This window comes from Actinobacillus succinogenes 130Z (genome assembly GCF_000017245.1).
GTDB lineage: Bacteria > Pseudomonadota > Gammaproteobacteria > Enterobacterales > Pasteurellaceae > Exercitatus > Exercitatus succinogenes.
Window position 1 is genome coordinate 160,803 of sequence record NC_009655.1, and the last position, 23,313, is coordinate 184,115.

The 23,313-nt window shown below is 46.0% G+C and carries 22 protein-coding genes; 9 read left to right on the top strand and 13 right to left on the bottom strand.

What is annotated here, in order from left to right; genetic code table 11:
• Positions 1-82: 82 nt before the first annotated feature.
• The 3 genes from ASUC_RS00720 to ASUC_RS00730 are packed head-to-tail and all read right to left on the bottom strand — an operon-like array spanning position 83 to position 1,794.
• Positions 83-958 carry an alpha/beta fold hydrolase gene (locus ASUC_RS00720; protein WP_011978789.1) on the bottom strand — a complete coding sequence of 292 codons (876 nt, stop codon included), beginning with the start codon at positions 956-958 and terminating at the stop codon, positions 83-85.
• Between the two features lie 11 nt (positions 959-969).
• On the bottom strand, positions 970-1,200 hold the full coding sequence (locus tag ASUC_RS00725) for a tautomerase family protein (RefSeq protein WP_011978790.1): 231 nt from the start codon (positions 1,198-1,200) through the stop codon (positions 970-972).
• A 21-nt stretch (positions 1,201-1,221) separates the two neighbouring features.
• The gene (locus ASUC_RS00730; RefSeq protein ID WP_011978791.1) at positions 1,222-1,794 is read right to left on the bottom strand and encodes an NADPH-dependent F420 reductase; all 573 of its coding nucleotides are present in this window, start codon (positions 1,792-1,794) and stop codon (positions 1,222-1,224) included.
• A gap of 115 nt (positions 1,795-1,909) precedes the next feature.
• Here ASUC_RS00730 and ASUC_RS00735 point away from each other — a divergent pair, with 115 nt between their 5' ends.
• Entirely contained in the window at positions 1,910-2,788 is an 879-nt protein-coding gene (locus ASUC_RS00735; RefSeq protein ID WP_011978792.1) for a LysR family transcriptional regulator, read from the top strand.
• On the opposite strand, the gene trmL is transcribed toward ASUC_RS00735, so the two are convergent.
• The 5 genes from trmL to aspA all read right to left on the bottom strand — a co-directional run bounded on the left by trmL (position 2,785) and on the right by aspA (position 6,731).
• On the bottom strand, positions 2,785-3,261 hold the full coding sequence (gene trmL, locus ASUC_RS00740) for a tRNA (uridine(34)/cytosine(34)/5-carboxymethylaminomethyluridine(34)-2'-O)-methyltransferase TrmL (RefSeq protein ID WP_011978793.1): 477 nt from the start codon (positions 3,259-3,261) through the stop codon (positions 2,785-2,787). The genes ASUC_RS00735 and trmL overlap by 4 nt on opposite strands.
• Before the next feature lie 72 nt (positions 3,262-3,333).
• Positions 3,334-3,546 (bottom strand): YdcH family protein, encoded by a 213-nt coding sequence (locus ASUC_RS00745; protein WP_011978794.1) that lies wholly within the window; start codon positions 3,544-3,546, stop codon positions 3,334-3,336.
• Positions 3,547-3,653: 107 nt separating this feature from the next.
• Positions 3,654-4,118 carry a low molecular weight protein-tyrosine-phosphatase gene (locus ASUC_RS00750; RefSeq protein WP_041834584.1) on the bottom strand — a complete coding sequence of 155 codons (465 nt, stop codon included), beginning with the start codon at positions 4,116-4,118 and terminating at the stop codon, positions 3,654-3,656.
• Between the two features lie 101 nt (positions 4,119-4,219).
• Positions 4,220-5,269 carry an L-asparaginase 2 gene (ansB, locus tag ASUC_RS00755; protein ID WP_011978796.1) on the bottom strand — a complete coding sequence of 350 codons (1,050 nt, stop codon included), beginning with the start codon at positions 5,267-5,269 and terminating at the stop codon, positions 4,220-4,222.
• 34 nt (positions 5,270-5,303) lie between these two features.
• The gene (gene aspA, locus ASUC_RS00760; protein WP_011978797.1) at positions 5,304-6,731 is read right to left on the bottom strand and encodes an aspartate ammonia-lyase; all 1,428 of its coding nucleotides are present in this window, start codon (positions 6,729-6,731) and stop codon (positions 5,304-5,306) included.
• A gap of 283 nt (positions 6,732-7,014) precedes the next feature.
• Between aspA and ASUC_RS00765 the strand changes: the two genes are divergently transcribed.
• The 3 genes from ASUC_RS00765 (at position 7,015) to cls (ending at position 10,847) form a co-directional block, all read left to right on the top strand.
• Positions 7,015-8,337 (top strand): anaerobic C4-dicarboxylate transporter, encoded by a 1,323-nt coding sequence (locus ASUC_RS00765; RefSeq protein WP_011978798.1) that lies wholly within the window; start codon positions 7,015-7,017, stop codon positions 8,335-8,337.
• A 132-nt stretch (positions 8,338-8,469) separates the two neighbouring features.
• The gene (locus tag ASUC_RS00770) at positions 8,470-9,330 is read left to right on the top strand and encodes an endonuclease/exonuclease/phosphatase family protein (protein ID WP_041834686.1); all 861 of its coding nucleotides are present in this window, start codon (positions 8,470-8,472) and stop codon (positions 9,328-9,330) included.
• A 32-nt stretch (positions 9,331-9,362) separates the two neighbouring features.
• A complete protein-coding gene (cls, locus tag ASUC_RS00775) occupies positions 9,363-10,847 on the top strand; it encodes a cardiolipin synthase (RefSeq protein ID WP_011978800.1) in 1,485 nt (494 codons plus the stop codon).
• A 70-nt stretch (positions 10,848-10,917) separates the two neighbouring features.
• Here the strand turns inward: cls and uxaC are convergent, their stop codons facing one another.
• Together uxaC and ASUC_RS00785 are read right to left on the bottom strand one after the other, a co-directional pair.
• Positions 10,918-12,321 (bottom strand): glucuronate isomerase, encoded by a 1,404-nt coding sequence (gene uxaC, locus ASUC_RS00780; protein WP_011978801.1) that lies wholly within the window; start codon positions 12,319-12,321, stop codon positions 10,918-10,920.
• 307 nt (positions 12,322-12,628) lie between these two features.
• Positions 12,629-13,615: a TRAP transporter substrate-binding protein gene (locus ASUC_RS00785; protein ID WP_011978802.1), complete on the bottom strand. Its 987-nt coding sequence runs from the start codon at positions 13,613-13,615 to the stop codon at positions 12,629-12,631.
• Between the two features lie 238 nt (positions 13,616-13,853).
• On the opposite strand from ASUC_RS00785, the gene ASUC_RS00790 reads away from it, so the two are divergent.
• The 5 genes from ASUC_RS00790 to uxuA are packed head-to-tail and all read left to right on the top strand — an operon-like array spanning position 13,854 to position 20,027.
• Positions 13,854-14,345: a TRAP transporter small permease gene (locus ASUC_RS00790; RefSeq protein WP_011978803.1), complete on the top strand. Its 492-nt coding sequence runs from the start codon at positions 13,854-13,856 to the stop codon at positions 14,343-14,345.
• Between the two features lie 11 nt (positions 14,346-14,356).
• The gene (locus tag ASUC_RS00795; RefSeq protein WP_011978804.1) at positions 14,357-15,658 is read left to right on the top strand and encodes a TRAP transporter large permease; all 1,302 of its coding nucleotides are present in this window, start codon (positions 14,357-14,359) and stop codon (positions 15,656-15,658) included.
• A gap of 10 nt (positions 15,659-15,668) precedes the next feature.
• A complete protein-coding gene (locus ASUC_RS00800; RefSeq protein WP_011978805.1) occupies positions 15,669-18,059 on the top strand; it encodes a glycoside hydrolase family 31 protein in 2,391 nt (796 codons plus the stop codon).
• A gap of 2 nt (positions 18,060-18,061) precedes the next feature.
• Positions 18,062-18,817, top strand: a complete 756-nt coding sequence (locus tag ASUC_RS00805) for a GntR family transcriptional regulator (protein WP_011978806.1) — start codon at positions 18,062-18,064, stop codon at positions 18,815-18,817.
• A gap of 25 nt (positions 18,818-18,842) precedes the next feature.
• Positions 18,843-20,027: a mannonate dehydratase gene (gene uxuA / locus ASUC_RS00810; protein ID WP_011978807.1), complete on the top strand. Its 1,185-nt coding sequence runs from the start codon at positions 18,843-18,845 to the stop codon at positions 20,025-20,027.
• A 176-nt stretch (positions 20,028-20,203) separates the two neighbouring features.
• On the opposite strand, the gene ASUC_RS00815 is transcribed toward uxuA, so the two are convergent.
• The 3 genes from ASUC_RS00815 to ASUC_RS00825 are packed head-to-tail and all read right to left on the bottom strand — an operon-like array spanning position 20,204 to position 23,309.
• The gene (locus tag ASUC_RS00815; RefSeq protein ID WP_011978808.1) at positions 20,204-20,842 is read right to left on the bottom strand and encodes a bifunctional 4-hydroxy-2-oxoglutarate aldolase/2-dehydro-3-deoxy-phosphogluconate aldolase; all 639 of its coding nucleotides are present in this window, start codon (positions 20,840-20,842) and stop codon (positions 20,204-20,206) included.
• A 29-nt stretch (positions 20,843-20,871) separates the two neighbouring features.
• A complete protein-coding gene (locus tag ASUC_RS00820; protein WP_011978809.1) occupies positions 20,872-21,810 on the bottom strand; it encodes a sugar kinase in 939 nt (312 codons plus the stop codon).
• An 11-nt stretch (positions 21,811-21,821) separates the two neighbouring features.
• A complete protein-coding gene (locus ASUC_RS00825; RefSeq protein ID WP_011978810.1) occupies positions 21,822-23,309 on the bottom strand; it encodes a UxaA family hydrolase in 1,488 nt (495 codons plus the stop codon).
• Positions 23,310-23,313: the final 4 nt, after the last annotated feature.

Sequence of the window (23,313 nt, forward strand, 5' to 3'; positions counted from 1 at the left end):
TGCCGGTTTATCTGATTTTTAATATACAAGGTCGGGCAATGTTACCCGACCAATAAATCCAAACGACCCGGGCTACATACTTTTATTTCGTATCTAAGAACGGTTTTACCGCCGTCCATACGGCTTGGAAATTCTCCGCAAAAACCGGGTGGTTAGCATTTGGAATCACCGAAAGTTGGGCGTTTTTCGTCATTTTATATGCACTTAACACCGTATCCAACGGCGCATTGGTATCTTTTTCGCCCACCACAAATAAGGTCGGCGCCATGATTTTTTGGAACACGTCCGCTTCTACGCCGGTGTGATTGTAGGTTTCATTAAGGCTGTCGAACCAGTCGGCGGTTTTGGCAGGTTCAGGACGGATTCCGGCTTGCTGCGCCCAAAAAGTGCGGTCAAGTTTTTCCAAGTCTTGAAAGGTCATATTCGGGTTACGAGTGCCTTGCACAAAGCCTTTTTTCCATTCGCCCGCACCGATGGCAACGATTTTTGCCGTACGTTCAGGATAGTTTGCACCGAAAAATAACGCCGTATAGCCGCCGTCGCTAAACCCGAGCAAACTGACTTTGCCTTGAACTTTGGCGGCATTTAATACGGCTAACACATCTTCGGCTTTTTGCGGATAGCTTTGATTACCGCCGGCAAAGGATTTACCATGTCCGCGGGTACTGATGGCAATCACTTGCTTGGTTTTCGCCAATTCATCGATAAATTCGCCCATTTCCGCCACCGAACCGACCATGCCGCCGTGCAACACTACCACAGGTTCGCCTTTACCGTAGATTTCATACCAAATTTCGGCGTCCGCCGATTGGGCGTAATGCCCCGCTTTTTCATTTACGCCGTAAGGTTGCGAGGCCCGATAACCTTGCTCGCTCTGTCCGAAATAGCGCACGGGTTCTTGGGCGAAAGCAAAAGAACTCATCAATAATGCGCAGGCTAAAACGGTTTTAAATTTCATGTTACTCTTCCTTATAATTCATAATGCGGTCGGCGTAAAAAATGTTTGCCGTTCGGTTTAACTTCCGCATCATAAACTTTTTCCTTCCATTCATCAGCAGGCATTTCCTGATAATCAATGGTAATCCACTCTTCAGGCGTATGCAGACGTTCGCTGACAAACGCCGTTAAGTCATCGGCAAAACGTTGCAATTCCTGTGCGTTCAACCCTTTGGGATAACATTTAATCGAAATATGCGGCATTTTTTTCTCCTCATAACTTTTTTATGCAAACAACGCAAAACCGCCTGTCCAGCCGATTTGTTCCCGCACTGCAAGAGTAATTTGCAAGAAACCGAGAGCTTCCAATTCTCTCGCCCGTTTGAGCGAACCCGCATCTTTTACCGCCAAACCGCTACCGTTTAAAACTTCGGTTACTTTTGCCTTGGATTGTTCGCAATCACCGGCGAGCAACACCGTGGTTTGAGCGAGATCGGCCACTTTTCCGGAACCGATATTCGCCGCCAAATTAGTGTTAAACGCTTTGATTACCGCTGAAGCCGGTAATTTTTGTGCGATAACCGCAGCCGCAGAACTGTCGGGCGGCACCACCAAATCATCCATGGTAGCGAAGTCCACCGGATTGGTAATGTCAATCACAATTTTATCGGCTAATTGATTGCGATATTGGTTGATAATATCATCAACTGCTGCGAATGGGACGGCAAAGATGACGATTTCGCCCAGTTTTGCATTCTCATTACGTCCGACCGTTGTCACTTGATTACCGGCCTGCGTGAAACGTTCCGCCAGCACTTTACCCATATTACCTTTGCCGAAAATTGAAATCGTTGTCATAACATATTCCTCATTTAAGTTTTGATTGACTATTTAAGTTGGGTATATTTTAATACACACAGTTTTACTTGATAATACCAATAATTCTGAAAATACTTTTAAGTTAAACTTGAACATGGAAAATACAAAACGTCTGTTAATTTTCAATGAAGTCATCAAAAAAGGCAGTATGAGCCGTGCTGCAGAAAGTTTAGGCATGACGGCAAGTGCGGTTAGTCAGCATTTGCAAAATCTGGAAGCCTATTACGGGTTGAAATTGCTCAATCGCAATACTCGCCGTTTAGAACTGACCGAATCGGGCAGAATTTTATGGCAACAGGCTTCAAAACTGGCGGACGTGATGACGGAAACGCACGAAAAAATGACCGCACTTAAAGCCAAACCTAGCGGTATGGTGCGCCTTTCTTTACCCACTGGGTTGGTGCGAACCAAAGAAATTCGAGCTTTATTGAAGACGGTGGAACAGAATTTGCCCGATATTCAGCTTGTCTTGCTCGCCGAAGATACTATGGCTCAATTACAACACAGCACGGCGGACATCGCTATCCGGGCGGGCGACATCAGCGATTCGCCCGATAATGTGGTGTATCGCTTAGCGGAATGGTCGTTGTGTATCGCCGCTTCGCCGGATTATTTGACAAGAACCCCCATCAATCAACCTGCGGATTTACTTACCGCCCACTGGCTTAACCACAGCGATTTCATATTGCTCAACGCTTTTGAAGCCTTGAACCTGCCGAAATGCCTGCCCGAACACCGTACCGAATGCCCGAATGCATCGGCGAGCGCTTATTACTTGGCAAGCGAAGGAATGGGGCTGACTTTTATACTTAGCGGCGAATTACAAGTTTTCGCCGAAAATCACCGGTTGCAACAAGTACTGCCGAATACAACATTACCCGGCAAACGCATTTCCGCCGTAGTGGCAAACGCCGCGCAGTCGGCGAAAAATGTGGCTGTATTGAATATATTGAAAGAAGTATTTAGAAATTAACGGGTTAAATTCACCGCTCCCTGATAACCGAGTTGGCGCCAGGCTTCGTATACCGCAACGGCGACGGAATTGGACAGGTTCATGCTGCGGCTGTTTGCCGTCATGGGAATGCGGATTTTCCGTTCCATCGGCATGTTGTCTAAAATCGACATCGGGATGCCGCGGGTTTCAGGACCGAACATTAAAAAATCACCCGATTCGAACCGCACTTCACTGTGTGCCGGTCCGCCTTTGGTGGTAAGAGCGAATAAACGTTTCGGTTTTTCACTTTCAATAAACCGCTCGAACGTTTTATGCCGTTTGATTTCGGCGAATTCATGGTAATCCAAACCGGACCGACGCAGACGTTTGTCATCCCAAGTAAACCCGAGCGGTTCGATTAGATGCAGGCGAAAACCGGTATTGGCGCACAAACGGATAATATTGCCGGTATTTTGCGGGATTTCAGGTTCGTATAAAACAATATCTAACATAAGCATAACCTGTTCGAATCAAGTCCGCTCATTCTAACTTATACGCCCCCGAATGCAACCGTCCGAAGGCATTTATGAAGCTTTTTTCAAGATGGCGTACATGGCGTCTTTCAACTGAAGTTTTTCCTTCTTGAGCATTTCCACTTCGCTCGGCGTTCCCATCTCGATATGGTCTTCGATGTTTTTGACTTTGTGATCCAGCTCGTTGTGTCTTTCAAATAAGCGGGCAAAATGCGCATCTTCGGTTTTTAGTTTGGTAATTAAATCACGGAATTCCGGAAACATAAGCTTTACTCCTGTGGGATAAATCAAAAAAGAAAAGAGAATATCTCTAGGATATGTTTATATCTTAACCGATTTCAAACATAAAAAATGTGATCTGCCCGGCATTTTTAAAGTTTATGTTCGCGTCGAATTTTTGCCAGTAAGGCATCACAGCACACGTCTAACAACTGATAGGTTTCCTGAAAATTATGGGTGTACCAGGGATCGGGAATATGATCGTATTGCAACTCGGGGACTAATTCGGCGATGCCGAATAATTTATCGGATTTTTTACCGAACAGCGCTTGCAAATCCCGCAGGTTTTGATGATCCATCGCCACGATATAGTCGAAATGTTCCCAATCCGCAACGTCCGCTTTGCGACTGACAAAACCGGTGCTGCCGATTTTATGTAAATCCAGCATATCCGCCGTGCCGCAATGCATATCCTTACCGTCATGCCAACCCGATGTTCCCGCACTGTCCGTTTCGATAAAATCACTCAATCCCGCTAATTTTGCTTTATGCCGCATCATAAACTCCGCCATAGGAGAACGGCAGATATTCCCTAAACAGACAAACAGAATACGAATTTTCTTCGTACTTTAACTCCCATAAAAAACACCCGACATTGTATCTTGTCGGGTGTTTGCGATTCAAGTGCGGTCAAAAAACACAACGTTTTTCGGCAAATTCAGAAATCTTCGAAATACTGCTGAATTTGTACCGCGTCTTTGGTTCTGGTTAACGCTAACTGCAATAACACGCGGGCTTTTTGCGGATTCAACGTACCGGAGGCAATAAAGCCGTATTGGCTGTCGTCCACTTCCGCATCTCGGGTGGTGTAACCTGTCGGTACGCGGGAGGAACGCACCACCGTTACGCCGTTCTTAGCGGCTTCCGCCAACAAATCCAGATTCGCTTTATTCATATTGCCGTTGCCCACGCCGGCGACCACGATACCTTCATAACCCGCATCAAGCAACGCTTTCAACGGTTCCGTCGGCATATTGGCATAAGCGTAAACAATACCCACTTTCGGCAGTTTTTCCAAATGATCCACATTAAACGGCGTGTCGATAGTATGCTTGCTTTCCGGCGAACGTTCGTAATCCACTTTACTGTTATGTACATAACCTAAAGTACCGAAATTCGGTGAACGGAAAGTTTGCACGGAAGTTGTGCTGGTTTTGGTGACATCACGCGCCCCCAGCACTTCGTCATTCATCGCCACCAATACACCGCGACCGGAAGATTTTTTATCTTTCGCCACCACCACGGCGTTATAAAGATTCAACGGGCCGTCCGCACTTTTCTCCGTTGCCGGACGCATTGCGCCCACCATGACCACCGGTTTTTCGCATTTCACCGTCATGTCGAGGAAATAAGCGGTTTCTTCCATGGTGTCCGTGCCGTGAGTAATCACAAAACCGTCGGTACCGCCGCATTGACCGTTAATGGTACGCGCCAGTTTCAGCCAGATATCGTCGCTCATATCCTGCGAACCGATTTTCACCACCTGTTCGCCTTTCACGTTTGCCAGCGATTTGATTTCCGGCACGGCGTTTAATAAAGTGTCGATATTCAACTGACCCGCCTGATAAGCGGAACTTACTTCGCTTTCACCGCTGCCGGCGATGGTGCCGCCGGTAGCGAGCACGGTCAGATTAGGCAAATCTGCGGCGGAAGCGGAAAACGCCGAGAAGGCCAATAAGGTTGCTAAGGTTAATTGTTTCATTTGCATAGCTATTATTTCCTGTGATGATTTTCGCCGTCGCTTATTCTTCGTCGGTAAAACGCGCCGCTTTATAGGTCGGTTTCATCAGGTTTTCAACGGATAAAATATCATCTAACTGCGCCTCGGTCAGTAAGCCTTTTTCCAGTACTACATCTCGTACGCTGCGACCGGTTTGTGCGCAGATTTTACCCACAATATCGCCGTTATGGTGGCCGATAAACGGATTCAGATAGGTCACGATACCGATAGAGTTAAACACGTAATTTTCACAGATTTCTTTGTTTACGGTGATACCGTCGATACATTTATCACGCAAATTCACACATGCGTTAGCGAGAATATCGATAGATTCGAACATCGCTTGACCGATTACCGGTTCCATTACGTTTAACTGTAACTGGCCGGCTTCGGCGGCAAAAGTTACGGTCGTATCGTTACCGATCACTTTAAAGCACACTTGGTTTACCACTTCGGGCACAACCGGATTTACTTTTGCCGGCATGATGGAAGAACCGGCTTGCAATTCGGGCAGATTGATCTCGTTCAATCCTGCTCGCGGACCGGATGACAGCAGACGTAAGTCGTTACAAACTTTCGAAATTTTGACCGCGCTTCGTTTCAGCGCGCCGTGCACCATTACATAAGAACCGCAGTCGGAAGTGGCTTCAATCAGATTTTCGGAACCGACGCAAGGCAAACCGGTTACTTCGGATAAACATTTCACCGCCAATTCGCGGTAACCTTCCGGGGTATTCAAACCGGTTCCGATTGCCGTCGCACCTAAGTTGACTTCCAGCAATAATTCCGCCGTATCTTTTAAATTTTTCGCTTCTTCTTCAAGCAGAATCGCAAAGGCTTTGAATTCTTGTCCCACGGTCATCGGTACGGCGTCTTGTAACTGAGTACGCCCCATTTTCAACACATTGGCGAATTCTTCCGCTTTTTTGTCGAAACCTTGTTGCAAATATTCGATTTTTTCAATCAGATGCATAATACTGTTGTACACGGCGATACGGAATCCGGTCGGGTAGGCATCGTTGGTAGACTGGCTGGCGTTCACGTGATCCATCGGGTCGATAATATCGTATTCGCCTTTTTGATGACCTAAAATTTCTAAGGCTAAATTGGCTACGACTTCGTTGGTATTCATATTCACGGAAGTACCTGCGCCGCCTTGATAAACATCGGACGGGAACTGATCCATGCAACGTCCGTTCAACAGGATTTCATCACAAGCCTGAACGATAGCTTTGGAGACTTTTTTCGGAATCGCACCTAATTCGCCGTTGGCCATCGCCGTCGCTTTTTTCACCATCACCATACCGCGTACGAATTCCGGTACGTCGGAAATGCAATGATCGGAAATATTGAAATTTTCCACCGCTCTTAATGTATGAATCCCCCAATACACATCATTCGATACTTCGCGTTCGCCTAATAAATCCACTTCAACACGTACGTTTTTCATAATTTTACCCTCGTTTTTGTGTCAGATAGTCGTCACACCAAATCATAGCGGCTTTTATAGGCTAAAAATGTGATCTTGATCAAATTTCGATAAGTGTTTGATCGTACAAATTTTTATTTGAACTATTAAAATTTTTAAGGTTTAAATCCTTACTATTTAGCGGTATATTATCGGAAAATGTTAAAGTCCTGATAACGGTTGGCAATCGCTTGTAAAATCAGCGGAACCGATATTCAGGCTGAAAAGTGCGGCTTACTTTTTATAACTTTTATGGAGAACAATTATGACTGCAATGTTTATTATCCAATTTGCCATCGTATTGCTCTGTATCCTGATGGGTGCAAGGGTCGGTGGTATAGGTTTAGGCGTATTCGGCGGTTTGGGTCTGGCTATCCTATCTTTCGGATTCGGACTGAAACCCGCCGGTTTGCCGATTGACGTAATGTTTATGATTATGGCGGTGGTTGCCGCCGCAGCTTCTATGCAAGCGGCGGGCGGTTTGGATTACATGATCAAAATCGCCACCAACATTCTGCGCCGTAATCCGAAATATATCACCTTTATGGCACCCGCGGTAACCTGGACATTCACGGTATTGGCGGGAACCGGCCACGTAGCTTATTCCGTACTGCCGGTTATTGCGGAAGTCAGCCGCCACAACGGTATTCGCCCGGAACGTCCGCTTTCGATGGCGGTTATCGCTTCGCAATTCGCCATTGTTGCCAGTCCGATTGCCGCCGCAGTGGTTGCCGTGGTCGCATATCTCGAACCGCAAGGCATTACTTTAGGTAACGTACTTTCCGTGACTATTCCGGCAACCGTACTCGGTTTGGGTCTCGCCTGTATTTTCGTGAACAAAATGGGTAAAGAACTGAAAGACGATCCGGAATATCAAAAACGTTTGCAAGATCCGGAATACGTAAAATCCATTCATGCGGACAGCAATCCTGAAGAAGTCGAAATCACCGCCGGCGCTAAAGTTTCCGTCTCCTTATTCTTATTGGGCGCATTACTGGTCGTATTAATGGGGGCGATTCCGTCACTGCGTCCGGTGTTCGACGGTAAACCAATGGGCATGGCGCATACTATCGAAATCGTCATGCTTTCAATCGGCGCGCTCATCATTTTCTTCTGCAAACCGGACGGCACCGCCATTACCAAAGGTTCCGTATTCCATGCCGGTATGCGTGCGGTTATCGCCATCTTCGGTATCGCATGGTTAGGCGACACCTTAATGCAGGCTCACATGAGCGAAGTAAAAGAAATGGTATCCGAATTGGTCAACACCGCACCATGGGCGTTCGCCTTCGCCTTATTCGCATTATCCGTGCTGGTAAACAGCCAAGGGGCGACGGTTGCCACATTGTTCCCGCTCGGTATCGGCTTGGGCATTCCGGCACCGGTGCTTATCGGGGTGTTTGTAGCGGTCAACGGTTACTTCTTTATTCCGAACTATGGTCCGATTATCGCCTCTATCGACTTTGATACTACCGGCACCACCCGTATCGGTAAATACATTTTCAACCACAGCTTTATGATTCCGGGCTTACTCAGCATGTTCTTCAGTATTTGTTTGGGTTTGTTATTTGCGAATCTGTTTATCTAAAATCCCTGCAAAAAGGAAAAAGTGCGGTCAAGTTGACCGCACTTTTTGTTTGACTCCCGCCATTTGGTAAAAATTTGAATAATCACGCCGTTTATTGCTAAGATGGATATCATTTATCAAGTTGTGCATAAAATGAAAAAACGCACATTTTTTTTAATTATTACGCTTTTATTCGGCGGCGGTACTATGTTTTTAACCAAAAATCTGACCCTTTATCAAACACCGGAAGTATTATTCCGGCACCCGCAGGGACAGCCATTTGAAAAAGAGAAAGATAAGAATATTACCCGCTGGCAGTGTTATCGCAATCCGCTGGCGGAACCCGTGGCAAAACGCGAATTCCGCCTGCTTAGTTGGAATATTCACAAAGGTGCGGATAACGGATGGCGCAGGGACTTACTTAATCTGGTGCAAGACAAACAATTCGTTTTTCTGCAGGAAGCCACCACTTTACAGCATATTCCGCAAACATTACCCCGGTTTAAAACCATGTTACACACACTGGCGTTTCAGTTTCGTCACCAGCAATCGGGCGTATTGAATCTATCCGATTTGAGCGCCGAACGTTATTGTATCAATGCGCAACCCGAGCCTTGGCTGCGGCTGCCGAAAGTGATGGCGGCAATGCAGTTTGCGGTGGAAAACCGGTCTCTGCTCATCGTGAACGTGCATTTGGTCAATTTCGAATGGAAAACCACGGCTTACCAATACCAGTTGGAAACCTTAAAACAATTAGTAGCGCAACATCACGGCGCCGTAGTGTTAACGGGCGATTTCAATGCATGGAGCAAAAACCGCAACGCACAGTTACAGGCACTCATCCGTTCCTTAGGCTTAACCGCCGTGCACTTTTCGCCGGATGAACGGATTAAAGCCTTCGGTTATCCGTTAGACAATATTTTTATCCGCGGTGTCACCGTACATTCCGCGCAAAGCACGGCGTTACGCAGTTCCGACCATAATCCGGTAGAACTGCATTTTTCTTTGGAGTAAAGGCTTCGTATTTTATCGATGAAGGAAGGAATATGTCATTTTCGTTAACCTGGAGTGAAGTATTACTGGCGCTCCACTTTACCGTCGTCGTCGCTTGCGCCGTGCGGGTATTATACCGTCAGCGCAATACGGGTTCGGCTTTCGCCTGGCTAGTGATTTTGCTGGCATTTCCCATGGTGGGGATTATAGCTTATTTACTAGTGGGCGAAACCCGAATCGGCAGACGCCGTTTAGCCCGAACAACGGAAATGATTCGATTTTATCAAAACTTCGCCTCGGATTATTTAACGGACGAACAACATTTCAGTGCGGATAAAGAACTGCCCGAATCCCATCAAGGCATTGAAAAAATGGTAAAAAAAGCTACCGGATTAGCGGCAAATCAACATAACCGCATGCAACTGCTCACCTCTACCGACGACATCATCAATGCCATGATTGCCGATATTCAACAAGCTAAATTAAGCTGCCTGTTGGCTTTTTATATTATCGAACCGGAAGGCAGAATCGACGCCTTATTACAAGCGGTACTGGATGCCGCCAAACGCGGCGTACGTTGCGTCATTCTGGCGGACGCCATCGGCAGCAGCCGTTTTTTCCGCAGCCGATGGCATAATAAACTGCAAACTGCCGGCGTATTTGTAGAGGCCTCCCTGCCTATCGGGTTATTACGCACCCTTTATACCCGCAATGATCTGCGCAACCACCGCAAAATTCTGGTTGTCGATTACTATATCGGTTACACCGGCAGTTTTAACCTGATTGATCCCCGTTATTTCAAAAAAGATTCCGGTGTGGGCGAATGGGTGGACGTAATGATGCGCTGCACCGGCGCCGTCGTACTGGAAATGGCGGCGGTGCTGTATGCGGATATCGCCGTTGAGAGCGAAGAAAATCTGCAATTGGTACAACATTACCTGCTGCGTTACGAACAAACGGATATGGAAAGAATCCCGGCCGCTGCGGGCGATATCACTGCTCAGGTGATTCCCTCGGCACCGGAACAAGATGAAAGTATTATTTACGAAACCATTCTGTGCGCCATTCACGCCGCCACCAAACGGATTGTGATTACTACGCCGTATTTTGTACCGAACGAACCGCTGCTGATAGCTCTCACCACCGCGGCGCGACGCGGTGTGGACGTCACGCTGATTTTGCCGGAAAAAGTGGATTCCTTCATGGTGCGCTACGCTTCACGGGCTTATTTTCCGTTATTACTGAAACACGGCATTAAAATCGCGCAATTTAAAGCGGGATTATTACATGCCAAAACCCTGGTAATCGATGATGATTTCAGCCTGTTCGGCACCGTTAATATGGATATGCGCAGCTTTTTCCTGAATCTTGAAATCAGTCTGGCGATTTACAATCGGGATATGACGACCCAAATCGCCGCGTTGCAACAACAATACTTAGCCGACAGCCGTTACATTAACGAAATGGACCGGCTGTTCCGACAAAAATGGTGGGGGCTGGTGGAAAATATCGTACGGCTGGTCAGCCCGTTACTGTAAAAACGGCGATTAAAAAGGCGTTGAATCACGCCTTTTTAGTCGGAACCCGGAAGTGCGGTCAAATTTTCCCTTATTTGAAATAACTTTTCGCGTTGTTATAACAGATATTTTTCACCATATTTCCAAGCAGATTCATATCATTCGGGGCTTCGCCGTTGACCACCCATTTACCCACCATCTCGCATAAAATCCGACGGAAATATTCGTGTCGGGTGTAAGACAAGAAACTGCGCGAATCCGTCAACATACCCACGAATTGACTCAATAAACCAAGCTGTGAAAGTTGCTGTAACTGACGTTCCATACCGTCTTTCTGATCATTAAACCACCAACCCGAACCGAACTGGATTTTTCCGGCGACTCCTCCCGTTTGGAAGTTACCGATCATCGTAGCGATCATTTCGTTGTCCCGAGGATTCAGGCAATACAAAATGGTTTTCGGCAATTCGTCGTTTTGATCCATCGTATCCAACAGACGAGAAAGCGGTTCCGCAAAAGTGCGGTCGGCAATAGAATCGAATCCCGCATCCGCACCGAGCAGCTTGAACATACGGGTATTGTTATTGCGCAAGGCACCAATATGCATTTGCATAGCCCAGTTACGCTTGCAATATTCGGTACCTAACCATACTAAAAGTGCGGTCGAATATTGATTGATTTGTAATTCCGTCAACGCCTGATTACTACGGCGTAATCGTAAAATACGATCCAATTCTTTTTCATCGGGAATCGGCGCAAAACGTACGATTTCCATACCGTGATCCGCCGATTTACAACCATGTTGATCAAAATGCTCCAAACGTTTGAGAAGCGCTTTTTTCAATGCGTCGAAGCTGTTAATGTCGGTGTCGGAAACCCGTTCCAGCTGTTCCAGATAATCGTTAAATTGGTCTAATTCGATTTTAACCGCTTTATCCGGACGCCAGCTCGGCGCGACCTCAATATCAAAAGCGTTATCTTCCGCAATAGCTTTGTGATACTCAAGGCTGTCAATCGGATCATCCGTTGTGCCGGAAAATTTCACGTTCATCCGCCGCATAATACCGCGAGCGGAAAATTCGGGTTGTTGTAACAATTCATTACATTCTTGCCAAATTTTGTCCGCACTTTGAGGTCCGAACAAGGTATCGGTAATCCCAAACGGACGACGCAGTTCTAAATGCGTCCAGTGATAAATCGGATTGCCGATACAAAGCGGTACGGTTTTCGCCCAAGCCTGATATTTTTCATAAGCGGAAGCATTGCCCGTAATCACATTTTCATCAAACCCCGCCGAACGCATGGCTCGCCATTTATAATGGTCGCCCGCTAACCAGATTTCGGTTAAATCCTTAAATAAACGATTCTCCGCAATCTCTTTAGGCGGTAAATGGCAATGATAATCGAAAATCGGCTGATCTTTCGCATAATCGAAATAAAGCGTACGCGCCACATCATTAGACAGTAAAAAATCCTCATCCATAAATTGTTTCATTTGTTACTCCTTACACGCCGCTATAAGCAGAGATGCCGCCGTCAATAGGAAAAACAATGCTGTTCGAAGTACCCGCATACCTCCTATTAATGGTCTCGTTTCGGCGAAATCTCCCGTAGGCATATCGGTTAAAATTTTATGTGCACCCGTTTTGGCTGCTTATCCGGCAAAATAAGTACCAAGCACTCACCGCTTTCCGTAAATACCACCGCTTTATCGTTAAAACGATGACTTCCGGCTAACGTCATTTTATTTTCTCCGAACCTCAAAATAAAAGGGCATGGATTATCATACCCTAATAGCCCTATTATCGTGCGGCATCAATTTTTTGTACCATCGGACCAATGACCGGATCGGCAAGCGCCTTATCATGCATCGGTTTCACCGCATCCACAAACGGTTGTTTTTCCACTTTTACGAACTCAACTCCCATCGTATCTTTTGCTTTCTGAATTTCTTCTTCAGTTGCCTTAGCCCAAAGATCTTTATGGCTCATCATTGAATTATCCGCTGCGTCCTTCACTATTTTTTGCTGTTCCGGAGTGAGTTTTGCCCAGGATTTTTCACTTATTAACAAGACATCCGGGATAATTGTGTGTTCGTCTTCGCTATAAAATTTCGCCACTTCACCGTGACGCATTAATGTTAAGGCCGTCGGGTTATTTTCCGCCGCATCTACGACGCCCTGTTGAAGCGCAGTATAGAGTTCACCGAATGCCAACGGTGTTGCGGACGCCCCCATTAATTTCATCATTTCCAATGCACTCGGACTAGGTTGTACGCGAACTTTCAGCCCTTTTAAATCCGCAGGAGTTTTAATCGGCTTTTTAGCGTAAAAACTACGGGATCCCGCATCGTAATAAGTTAACCCGACAAATCCTTTGCCTTTTGTAGAATCCAGAATTTTCCCGCCGATTTCAGGATCTTTCAGTACTTTGTAATAATGTTCGGTATCCTTAAATAAATACGGAACATTAAACGCACCGTAAACAGGTTCGAACGCTTCTAATTCACTGGCATTGGTTTTTGCCATATCAAGAGAACCCGATTGAATTAATTCCATGGATTCGCGTTGATTACCTAATTGACTGTTCGGATAAATACGAACAACCACTTCACCGTCAGTTGCTTTTTTGACTTCATCCGCCATAGCCTGCATAGAAATATGAACCGGGTGTGTTTTATCATTGTTATGACTTAATTTTAACGTTGTTTTGGCCGACACGGAAAGGGACATCGTCGCCGCCACTAAGCCGCTTATCGCTAGGGTAAGGACATTTTTCTTCATAAACATAAGCTTATCTCCATACAAAATTTGGTGAAACGGTGGGGATAATAGGCTCTCGTTCCTATTATCGGATAAAATGGTATACCGATTTAATAATTGGCTCTATATGTTTTATGTAAATCTGTGAAGAAGATCACAAAATAAACAAAAAAACTAAATTTCAATGTTATTTGAATAAATTTATCAGTATATTGGTTTACCAATTAATGCGTATACATGTTGTAAATCATATGAGGAAAATATCATGACCAGGCTCATATCCCTATTAGACCGTATACTGGCCGCTTTCTGTATTGTGCTGTGTGCGGCGCTCGTCGTTTCTGTCGTATGGCAGGTTTTTTCACGTTATGTACTGAATGATCCGAGTACGGTAACGGACGAATTGGCACGCTTTCTTTTTATTTGGGTCGGATTAGTCGGAGCGGCTTACGGATTAGGGAAAAAGAAACACCTTGCCATTGATCTGTTGTTGATGAAACTCGAAAAAAGCCCTAAAAAACAGGCATTTCTTCAACTGGTTATCAATACTATCAGTATATTTTTTATTGTCGTAATCATGTGTTACGGCGGAATGAAACTGGTTCTCGATACGATAGCCGCCGGTCAGGTCTCTCCCGTATTGGGAATCCAAATGGGATTGGTTTATCTGGCGCTTCCCGTTAGCGGATTCTTTATGCTCGTCTTTTTAGTGCGGGATTTTATCGCTGACATTCGTCAGTTTTCAGGTCAGAATTAAAGGAGTCTCTCATGGAATGGACAACAATTCTCACATTAGCGGGCAGTTTTTTCTTTTTCCTTGCCATTGGTGTACCAATTTCTTTCGCTATCGGCGTATCATCGCTTTTAACCATTTTGCTTGCCCTTCCGATGGAATCGGCAATTACCGTTATTTCTCAAAAGATGGCATCGGGCTTAGACAGTTTTTCACTGCTAGCCATTCCGTTCTTTATTTTGGCCGGTAACATTATGAACCGCGGAGGTATTGCTTTACGTTTAATCGAATTTGCCAAAGTATTGGGCGGTCGCTTGCCGGGTTCGTTAGCGCATGTGAATGTACTCGCCAACATGATGTTCGGTTCCATTTCCGGTTCTGCGGTGGCAGCGGCGGCGGCAGTAGGCGGCACAATGGCGCCGCTGCAAAAAAAAGAAGGTTATGATCCGGCGTTTTCCGCCGCAGTAAATATTACCTCTTCGCCGACGGGTCTGTTAATTCCGCCGAGCAATACTTTTATCGTTTACTCATTGATTTCTGGCGGCACATCAATCGGCGCATTATTTTTAGCGGGCTATATTCCGGGAATTTTAATGGGTTTGGGTATTATGAGCATCGCCTATTTTATTGCGAAAAAAAACAAATATCCCGTTTCACCGAAACCGACTTTTAAAGAAGTGACGCATCGTACTTTAGACGCATTGCCGAGTTTAGGGCTGGTGGTCGTTATCATCGGCGGTATTATTGCCGGTATTTTTACCGCAACGGAAGCTTCTGCGATCGCCGTAGTTTATACCCTGATTCTGTCCATGATTATTTATAAAGAAATCTCGCTGAAAGAATTACCCCGGATTATTCTGGATGCCATGACCACCACCTCTATCGTATTACTGTTAATCGGTGCCTCAATGGGAATGTCCTGGGCAATGGCGAATGCGGATATTCCTTATACCATCAGCGATGCCTTATTAAGCGTTTCGGACAATCCGATTGTAATTTTATTAATCATTAACTTAACATTATTAATCGTGGGTACCTTTATGGATATGACGCCCGCCCTGTTAATCTTTACGCCGATTTTCTTACCGATCGTAACCGAATTAGGCATGGATCCGGTGCATTTCGGTATTTTAATGGCATTTAACTTATCAATCGGCATCTGTACGCCGCCGGTAGGCTCAACTTTATTTGTCGGTTGTTCCGTAGCCGGCGTAAAAATCGATAAAGTCATCAGACCGTTACTACCGTTTTACGCTATGTTAATTTTAACCTTATTTTTGGTGACATTCGTTCCGCAGTTAAGCTTATGGTTACCGCAAACATTACTTGGCTATTAAAGGATATACGATGAAAACGTTAAAAAGCGCTCAGTTTTTAAGACAAGAAGGAAACCGCGTAGATATTCAGTGCGAACGCGATTATATTATGCATATATTCGTTCTGGAACAGGACGTTATCCGCGTTGCATTCACACACAAAAACGCCTTCAAATTAGACCGCACTTGGGCGATTGCACCCAATCAGGAAGATGTGCCGTTTGAAGGACGTGATCGTATTTCAACCGCAGGATTTTCATTACCAAATTATCAATTGAATTTTACTAACGATGTGATTGAGGTAGCGACTGATTTGCTAAAAATTCGCATAAATCAACCGCTCGCATTGGAATGGTTTTATAAAAAAGAAGACGAATGGCTGCCTCTGATGCAAGAACGTAAAACAGGGGCATATCAGTTTGGTGTCAGCAACGATAAAATCGCTCACTTCATTGCCCGTAGCCTTGACGAAAACTGCTACGGTTTGGGCGAAAAAGCGGGGGATTTGAACCGTAAAGGTCGTCGGTTTGAGATGCGTAATCTCGACGCAATGGGTTATAACGCAGAAAAAACCGACCCGTTATACAAACATATTCCGTTCTATATTACCCGTAAAAACGACGTAAGCTACGGCATTTATTACGATAACCTCGCTCAATGCTGGTTTGATTTAGGCAACGAATTGGATAACTATCATACCGCTTATAAAAGCTACCGCGCAGAAGACGGGGATATGGATTACTATGTCATTCTCGGACCGAGTACCTTGGACGTTACCAAAAAATACACCGCACTTACGGGCGGAACAATCTTCGGTCCCCGTTGGGGGCTGGGTTACAGCGGTTCCACAATGAGTTATACCGATGCCGATGATGCGCAGGAACAACTCAAAAAATTCGTAGACCTATGTAAACAACACGATATTCCGTGCGACTCGTTTCAATTATCATCAGGCTATACTTCAATTAACGGCAAACGTTATGTATTCAACTGGAATTACGATAAAATTCCGGAACCGCTGAAAATGTCGGCGCATTTCCGCGAAGCCGGTATGCATCTGGCGGCCAACATTAAACCTTGTATGTTGCAGGATCATCCTCGTTATAAAGAAGCGGAAACGTTGGGTTTATTTATTAAAGACAGTGAAACGGGTTTGCCCGAGCGCTCCGTCTTTTGGGACGATGAAGGTTCGCATTTAGACTTTACCAACCCCGCGACGGTAAAATGGTGGAAAGATAACGTTAAAGAACAGTTATTGGAACGCGGTATCGGCTCTACGTGGAATGATAACAACGAATATGAAATTTGGGACGAACAAGCCAAATGCGCGGGCTTCGGTAAAGAAATTCCGATTAACCTCATTCGCGCACTACACCCCCTATTAATGATGCGTTCGTCTTACGAAGCACAAAAAGAATTTGCGCCGAACGAACGTCCGTACTTAATTTCCCGTTCCGGTTGCGCCGGTATGAACCGTTACGTACAAACCTGGTCGGGTGACAACCGTACCGGCTGGAATACCTTACGCTATAACATTCGTATGGGATTAGGGATGAGCTTGTCTGGTTTGTATAACGTAGGTCATGACGTAGGCGGTTTCGCGGGCGACAAACCGGAACCCGAATTGTTTGTACGTTGGGTACAAAACGGCATTTTTCACCCGCGTTTTACCATCCATTCATGGAATGACGACAAAACGGTAAACGAACCTTGGATGTATCCGGAAGTGACGAATATCATTCGCGACACCATTAAACTGCGTTATAGATTAATGCCTTATATCTACAATATTTTCTGGCAGTCACATAAACAACTTGAACCGATGTTGCGACCAACGTTCTTAGATCACGAAAACGATGCAAATACTTACGCCGAAACCGATGATTATCTCTTCGGCAGAGAGTTGCTCGTAGCTTCCGTAGTAGAAAAAGGGCAACGAAATCGTGAAGTGTATTTACCGCAAAATCATGCGGGCTGGTACGATTTTTACCACCATACTTACTATGAACCCGGTCAAAAAATTAATGTCGACGCACCGTTAGAACGTATTCCGTTATTCGTTAAAGCGGGAACCGTCATTCCGATGTCCGAACGTACCGCTTATAGCAAACCGGAAGCGGATACCGCAAGACAACTTGCCGTTTATCCGTTAAAACAGGACGGCGAACTCCAATGCTCAATTTTTGACGATGACGGTTTAACTTATCAATATCAAAAAGGTGAATATTTACAATTAAATATCACATTAGGCAGTACGCAAGATACGGTTTATATGGATATTCGGAAACAAGGGAATTGGAAACCCGCCTATCAGGCATTAAAATTGACTTTACCGGCAAACGAAACAAGAACGTTTCTGGTAAACGGCAATGAATTCCGACCGGGTACCGAATTAAGCTTAGAAAACATCCGAGAGATTTAATTATGGCTGAAAATGCAGAATTACGCTCCTATAAAAAAATCGGCTCAATCTTAAAACAGGAATTAATCGACGGTCTTTACCAAATCGGCGAAAGATTGCCGCCCGAGCGGGATCTGGCAGAAAAAATGAACGTCAGCCGTACGGTGGTCCGTGAAGCCATCATTATGCTTGAGCTGGAAAATTTAGTGGAAGTGCGAAAAGGTTCCGGCGTATACGTGATCAATATGCCGCTGACTTCGGAGGAACATCCGGACGAATCTTACGAAGACGTCGGTCCTTTCGAACTATTACAGGCAAGACAATTACTGGAAAGCGGCATTGCTGAATTCGCCGCTATCCAAGCGACCCGTAACGATATTTTGAGATTAAAACAAATCTTAAATAAAGAGCGAATGACGCTGGCCGAAGATGATAAAGATTATACGGCCGACGAAGAGTTTCATTGCGCCATTGCCGAAATCACACAAAATGAAGTGCTGATAAAACTGCAAAAAGAGCTTTGGAAATACCGGACGAACTCGTCTATGTGGCAGGGGCTGCACGCCCATATTACTGATCAGGAATACCGCAAATTCTGGCTTCAGGATCACGAAAATATTTTAAACGGAATTCAACGGAAAAATCCGGCACTTGCAAAAAAAGCGATGTGGCAACACTTAGAAAACGTAAAACAAACGCTGTTCGAATTATCGGATATCGAAGACCCGAATTTTGACGGTTTCTTGTTTAACGTAAATCCGGTGGTTGTCGGGCTTTAAATAAACGATTAAATAAGGAGTTTTTATGGAACAAACATGGCGTTGGTACGGACCGAATGATCCGGTATCTTTAGCAGACATCCGCCAAGCCGGCGCAACCGGTATCGTAAACGCACTGCATCATATTCCGAACGGGCAAGTTTGGAGTATCGAAGAAATCGAAAAACGTAAAGCGATTATTGAAGCGGCGGGACTCACCTGGTCCGTAGTGGAAAGCGTGCCGGTCCACGAAGAAATCAAAACCCAAACGGGCGATTACAAAACATGGATCGAAAATTATAAACAAACCTTACGTAATCTTGCCCAATGCGGCATTGATACGGTTTGTTACAACTTCATGCCGGTTTTAGACTGGACGCGTACCGATCTCGCCTATGAATTGCCGGACGGTTCAAAAGCATTGCGTTTTGATCAAATTGCCTTTGCGGCTTTTGAATTACATATTTTAAAACGCCCGGGAGCAGAACAGGCTTACACCGAAGAAGAACAAAAAGCGGCGAAAGCTTATTTCGACAACATGACGGAAGCGGATATCAAACAGCTGACCGCCAACATTATCGCCGGATTGCCGGGTGCCGAAGAAGGCTACACCTTAGAAGAATTCCAAGGGCAACTCGATCGCTATAAAGACATTTCGCCGGAAAAATTCCGCACCCACTTGGCTTATTTCTTAAATGAAGTCATTCCGGTAGCGCAGGAAGTCGGCATAAAAATGGCGGTTCACCCGGATGACCCGCCGCGTCCGATTTTAGGTTTACCACGAATCGTTTCGACTATTGAAGATATGCAATGGTACGTAGATACCTGTGATTTACCGGCGAACGGATTCACCATGTGTACCGGTTCTTACGGAGTCCGGGCGGATAACGACTTAGTCAAAATGACCGAAAGATTCGGCGATCGCATTTATTTCGCGCATTTACGTTCCACCTGCCGTGAAGATAATCCGCTGACATTCCATGAAGCCGCGCATTTACAGGGTGACGTGGATATGTTTAATGTGGTTAAGGCCCTATTAACGGAAGAATACCGCCGTAAAGCCGACGGTGATACCCGCCTGATTCCGATGCGTCCGGATCACGGTCATCAAATGCTGGACGACTTGAAGAAAAAAACCAACCCGGGTTATTCGGCAATCGGTCGTTTGAAAGGTTTAGCCGAATTCCGCGGTCTGGAAATGGGACTGAAAAAAGTCTTTTTTGAAAAATAATTACACTTAAAAGCATTGACCGCACAAAAGTGCGGTCAATTTTTTCAACGTTTTTCAACCGTTTCAATTTGCCCCGGCTGCACCCCAACCGAACAAGAACCGAATGAGCGTTCTTCTCTCCAGCGGTTCTTATCGTCGCCCTGACCGGTTTCTCCGGTTATTGTTTTAACACGGTTTTAGCTGACCAATTCCACCGCTTCGCGTACCAAGCGCCCGATTTCATCCCAGTTCTGCGACTTAATCAGCGCCTTATCCACAAACCAGGAACCGCCGCAGGCCACAACGTTCGGAACGGCGAGATAATCTTTGATGTTCGAAGGCGAAATGCCGCCCGTCGGCATAATCTGCAGGTTTGCATAAGGTCCGAGCAACGCTTTAATCATATTCACCCCGCCGCTGGCTTCCGCCGGGAAGAATTTCACCGCCTTCACGCCTAATTCCAATGCCGCTTCAATCGCCATCGGGTTGTTGACCCCCGGCGTAACGGGTAAGTCCAACGCTTGGCAAAGTCTGACGATATTCGGGTTAAATCCCGGCGTCACAATGCAATCCGCGCCGGCGTTTTTAGCCGCCACCGCTTGTGCCGGGGTCAGCACGGTTCCTGCCGCAATCAGTACGTCGGGAAAATGCTGACGGGTTAACCGAATCGCTTCTTCACCCGCCGCCGAACGGAAGGTGATTTCCGCCACCGGTAAACCGTTGTCCGATAAGGTTTGCACTAAGGGAATAATGTCCTTCGCCTCATCCACGGCTATCACCGGGACCACTTTCAGTCGGCTGAGTTTTTCGATAATTTGTTCGGTGCTGTAAGCCATAATCCGTCCTTAATTTTTCTATCTTGTATTTAATTAAACGCTGCGCGTAACGCTTCGGTGGCGGCAGGGTCGATTATCGCGCCTTTATGTTGAATCACGATGCCCGCCAGTCGGTTACCTTGCTCGCAACAAACGGTCAACGGTTTGCCCTGTAAATAGCCCGCCAGAAAACCGGCGTTGAAGGAATCGCCGGCGGAAGTGGTGTCCGTTACGTTTTCGACGGGAATCGTCGGAACGAAGGTCTGCGTGCCGTTTTCACAAATCGTGGCACCCAGACTGCCTTGTTTTACGATGATTTTCGGAATATCGAAGGCGGACAAGCGGGTGATAGTGGCTTGTTCGTCCGTATCCGACCACAGCATTTCTTCGTCGTCAAAGGTGACTAACGCCACATCCACTAACGGTAACAAGGCTCGATAACAGGCTTGCGCCTGTGCGAGGCTGTCCCATAATTTCGGACGGAAGTTGCTGTCGAAGGCGATTTCCACGCCGGCTTTTTTCAATTCGCGCAATTGTGCAATCAGCAAAGTGCGGTCGTTTTCCGGCAAGATTGCCAGACTGATGCCGCTTAAATAAATCATGTCCGCACTTTTCAGGGCGGAGAGAACCTGAGGATAATCCGGGTGTTGCAGCAAGTAACGGGCGGCGGATTGGTTGCGCCAATATAAAAACGTCCGTTCGCCTTGTTTGTCCAGCTGAATCAGATACAGACCGGCGGAACGGTTTTTATCGCGCAGCACCCAATCCGTCTGAATGCCGTCCCCCTGCCAGCGGTCAATCATGCCCTGACTCAATTTATCCGTGCCCAAGGCGGATACGTAACATACCTGAATCCGTTCGGGCGAGCTGACGCGCGCCACATAAGTCGCCGTATTCAGCGTATCGCCGCCGTAAGTCTGACGCATAGTGCCGAACGGCTCGCCGTTCAGCTCTATCATGCATTCTCCGATTAGAGCGAGTTTTTTCATTGTCTCTTCCCTTAAAGCGTCACACCGCTTTTGAAAATCGCTAGTTCGCGGAATTCGTTAATTTCATTTTTAGTGGGCTTGCCGTTTACGGTTTCCACCACTAAGTTAATGAAATCGTTCAATAATTCATCCATGCCCACATCATAAACCAAACGCCCAGCGTCAAAATCGATCCAATGTTTTTTCTTATGAGCCAGCTCGCTGTTGGTGGCAATTTTCATGGTCGGCACAAAACCGCCGTAAGGCGTACCGCGCCCCGTGCTGAACAATACCATATGGCAACCCGCTCCGGCTAATGCGCTGGTCGCCACGGCATCATTACCGGGCGCACTCAACAGATTCAACCCCTGAACTTTCAATCGTTCGCCATATTTCAGTACATCCACCACTTGGCTGTGTCCCGCTTTTTGCGTGCAGCCGAGAGATTTATCTTCCAGCGTGGTAATGCCCCCCGCTTTATTACCCGGCGACGGATTTTCATAAATAGGCTGGTTATGCTCAATAAAGTATTTTTTGAAATCATTCACCATATCCACGGTTTTTTGGAAGATATTTTTATCTTTGCAATGGCTCATCAGAATACGTTCCGCCCCGAACATTTCCGGCACTTCCGTAAGCACTGTCGTGCCGCCGTGACTAATGACATAATCGGAAAAACGACCCAGCATCGGATTTGCCGTAATGCCGGAAAAACCGTCGGAGCCACCGCATTCCAAACCGAATTTCACTTCACTTAATTTACCGCTTTCACGGCGATCCTGACGCATTGCCTGATAAAGCTGCTGTAAAAGCTCGACGCCCTGTTCGACCTCATCATCATAGTGCTGTGAAACCATAAATTTCACACGATTTTCATCATGTTCGCCCAGACTTTCTTTAAACGCGCCGACCTGATTGTTTTCACACCCCAAGCCAATCACCAAAACCGCGCCCGCATTAGGATGTTTCACCATATTTTGCAGCATTGTTTTGGTGTTTTGGTGGTCATCGCCTAATTGAGAACAGCCGTAACTGTGATTAAAGGTGAATACGCCGTCAATATCGCTTAAATCGTTAAGCTGCATAAAACGCTTTTTAATTAAATTGGCAATGCCCACCACACATCCTACGGTCGGTACAATCCAAAGTTCGTTACGGATGCCGATACCGCCGTTTTTACGGCGATAAATCCGCACCTCGCGATCCGGCATTTGCGCAGAAAGTGCGGTCGATTCCGGCGAATATTTATAATCATTAATATCTTTCAGATTGGTTTTTACATTATGAGTATGAATATGTTCGCCCGTTGCAATATCACACAATGCATGACCGATCGGATAACCGTATTTAATCACATCCTGATTTTCGGCAATGGCGTTCAACGCGAATTTATGTCCCCGCCCGATATCCGATTTTAATTCGATTTGTTGTCCGTCAACATCTAACAACGTGCCGGCGGATAAATCCTGCAATGCCACCGCTACGTTATCCTGTCGCTGGATTTTGATAAACTGCTTCATATCA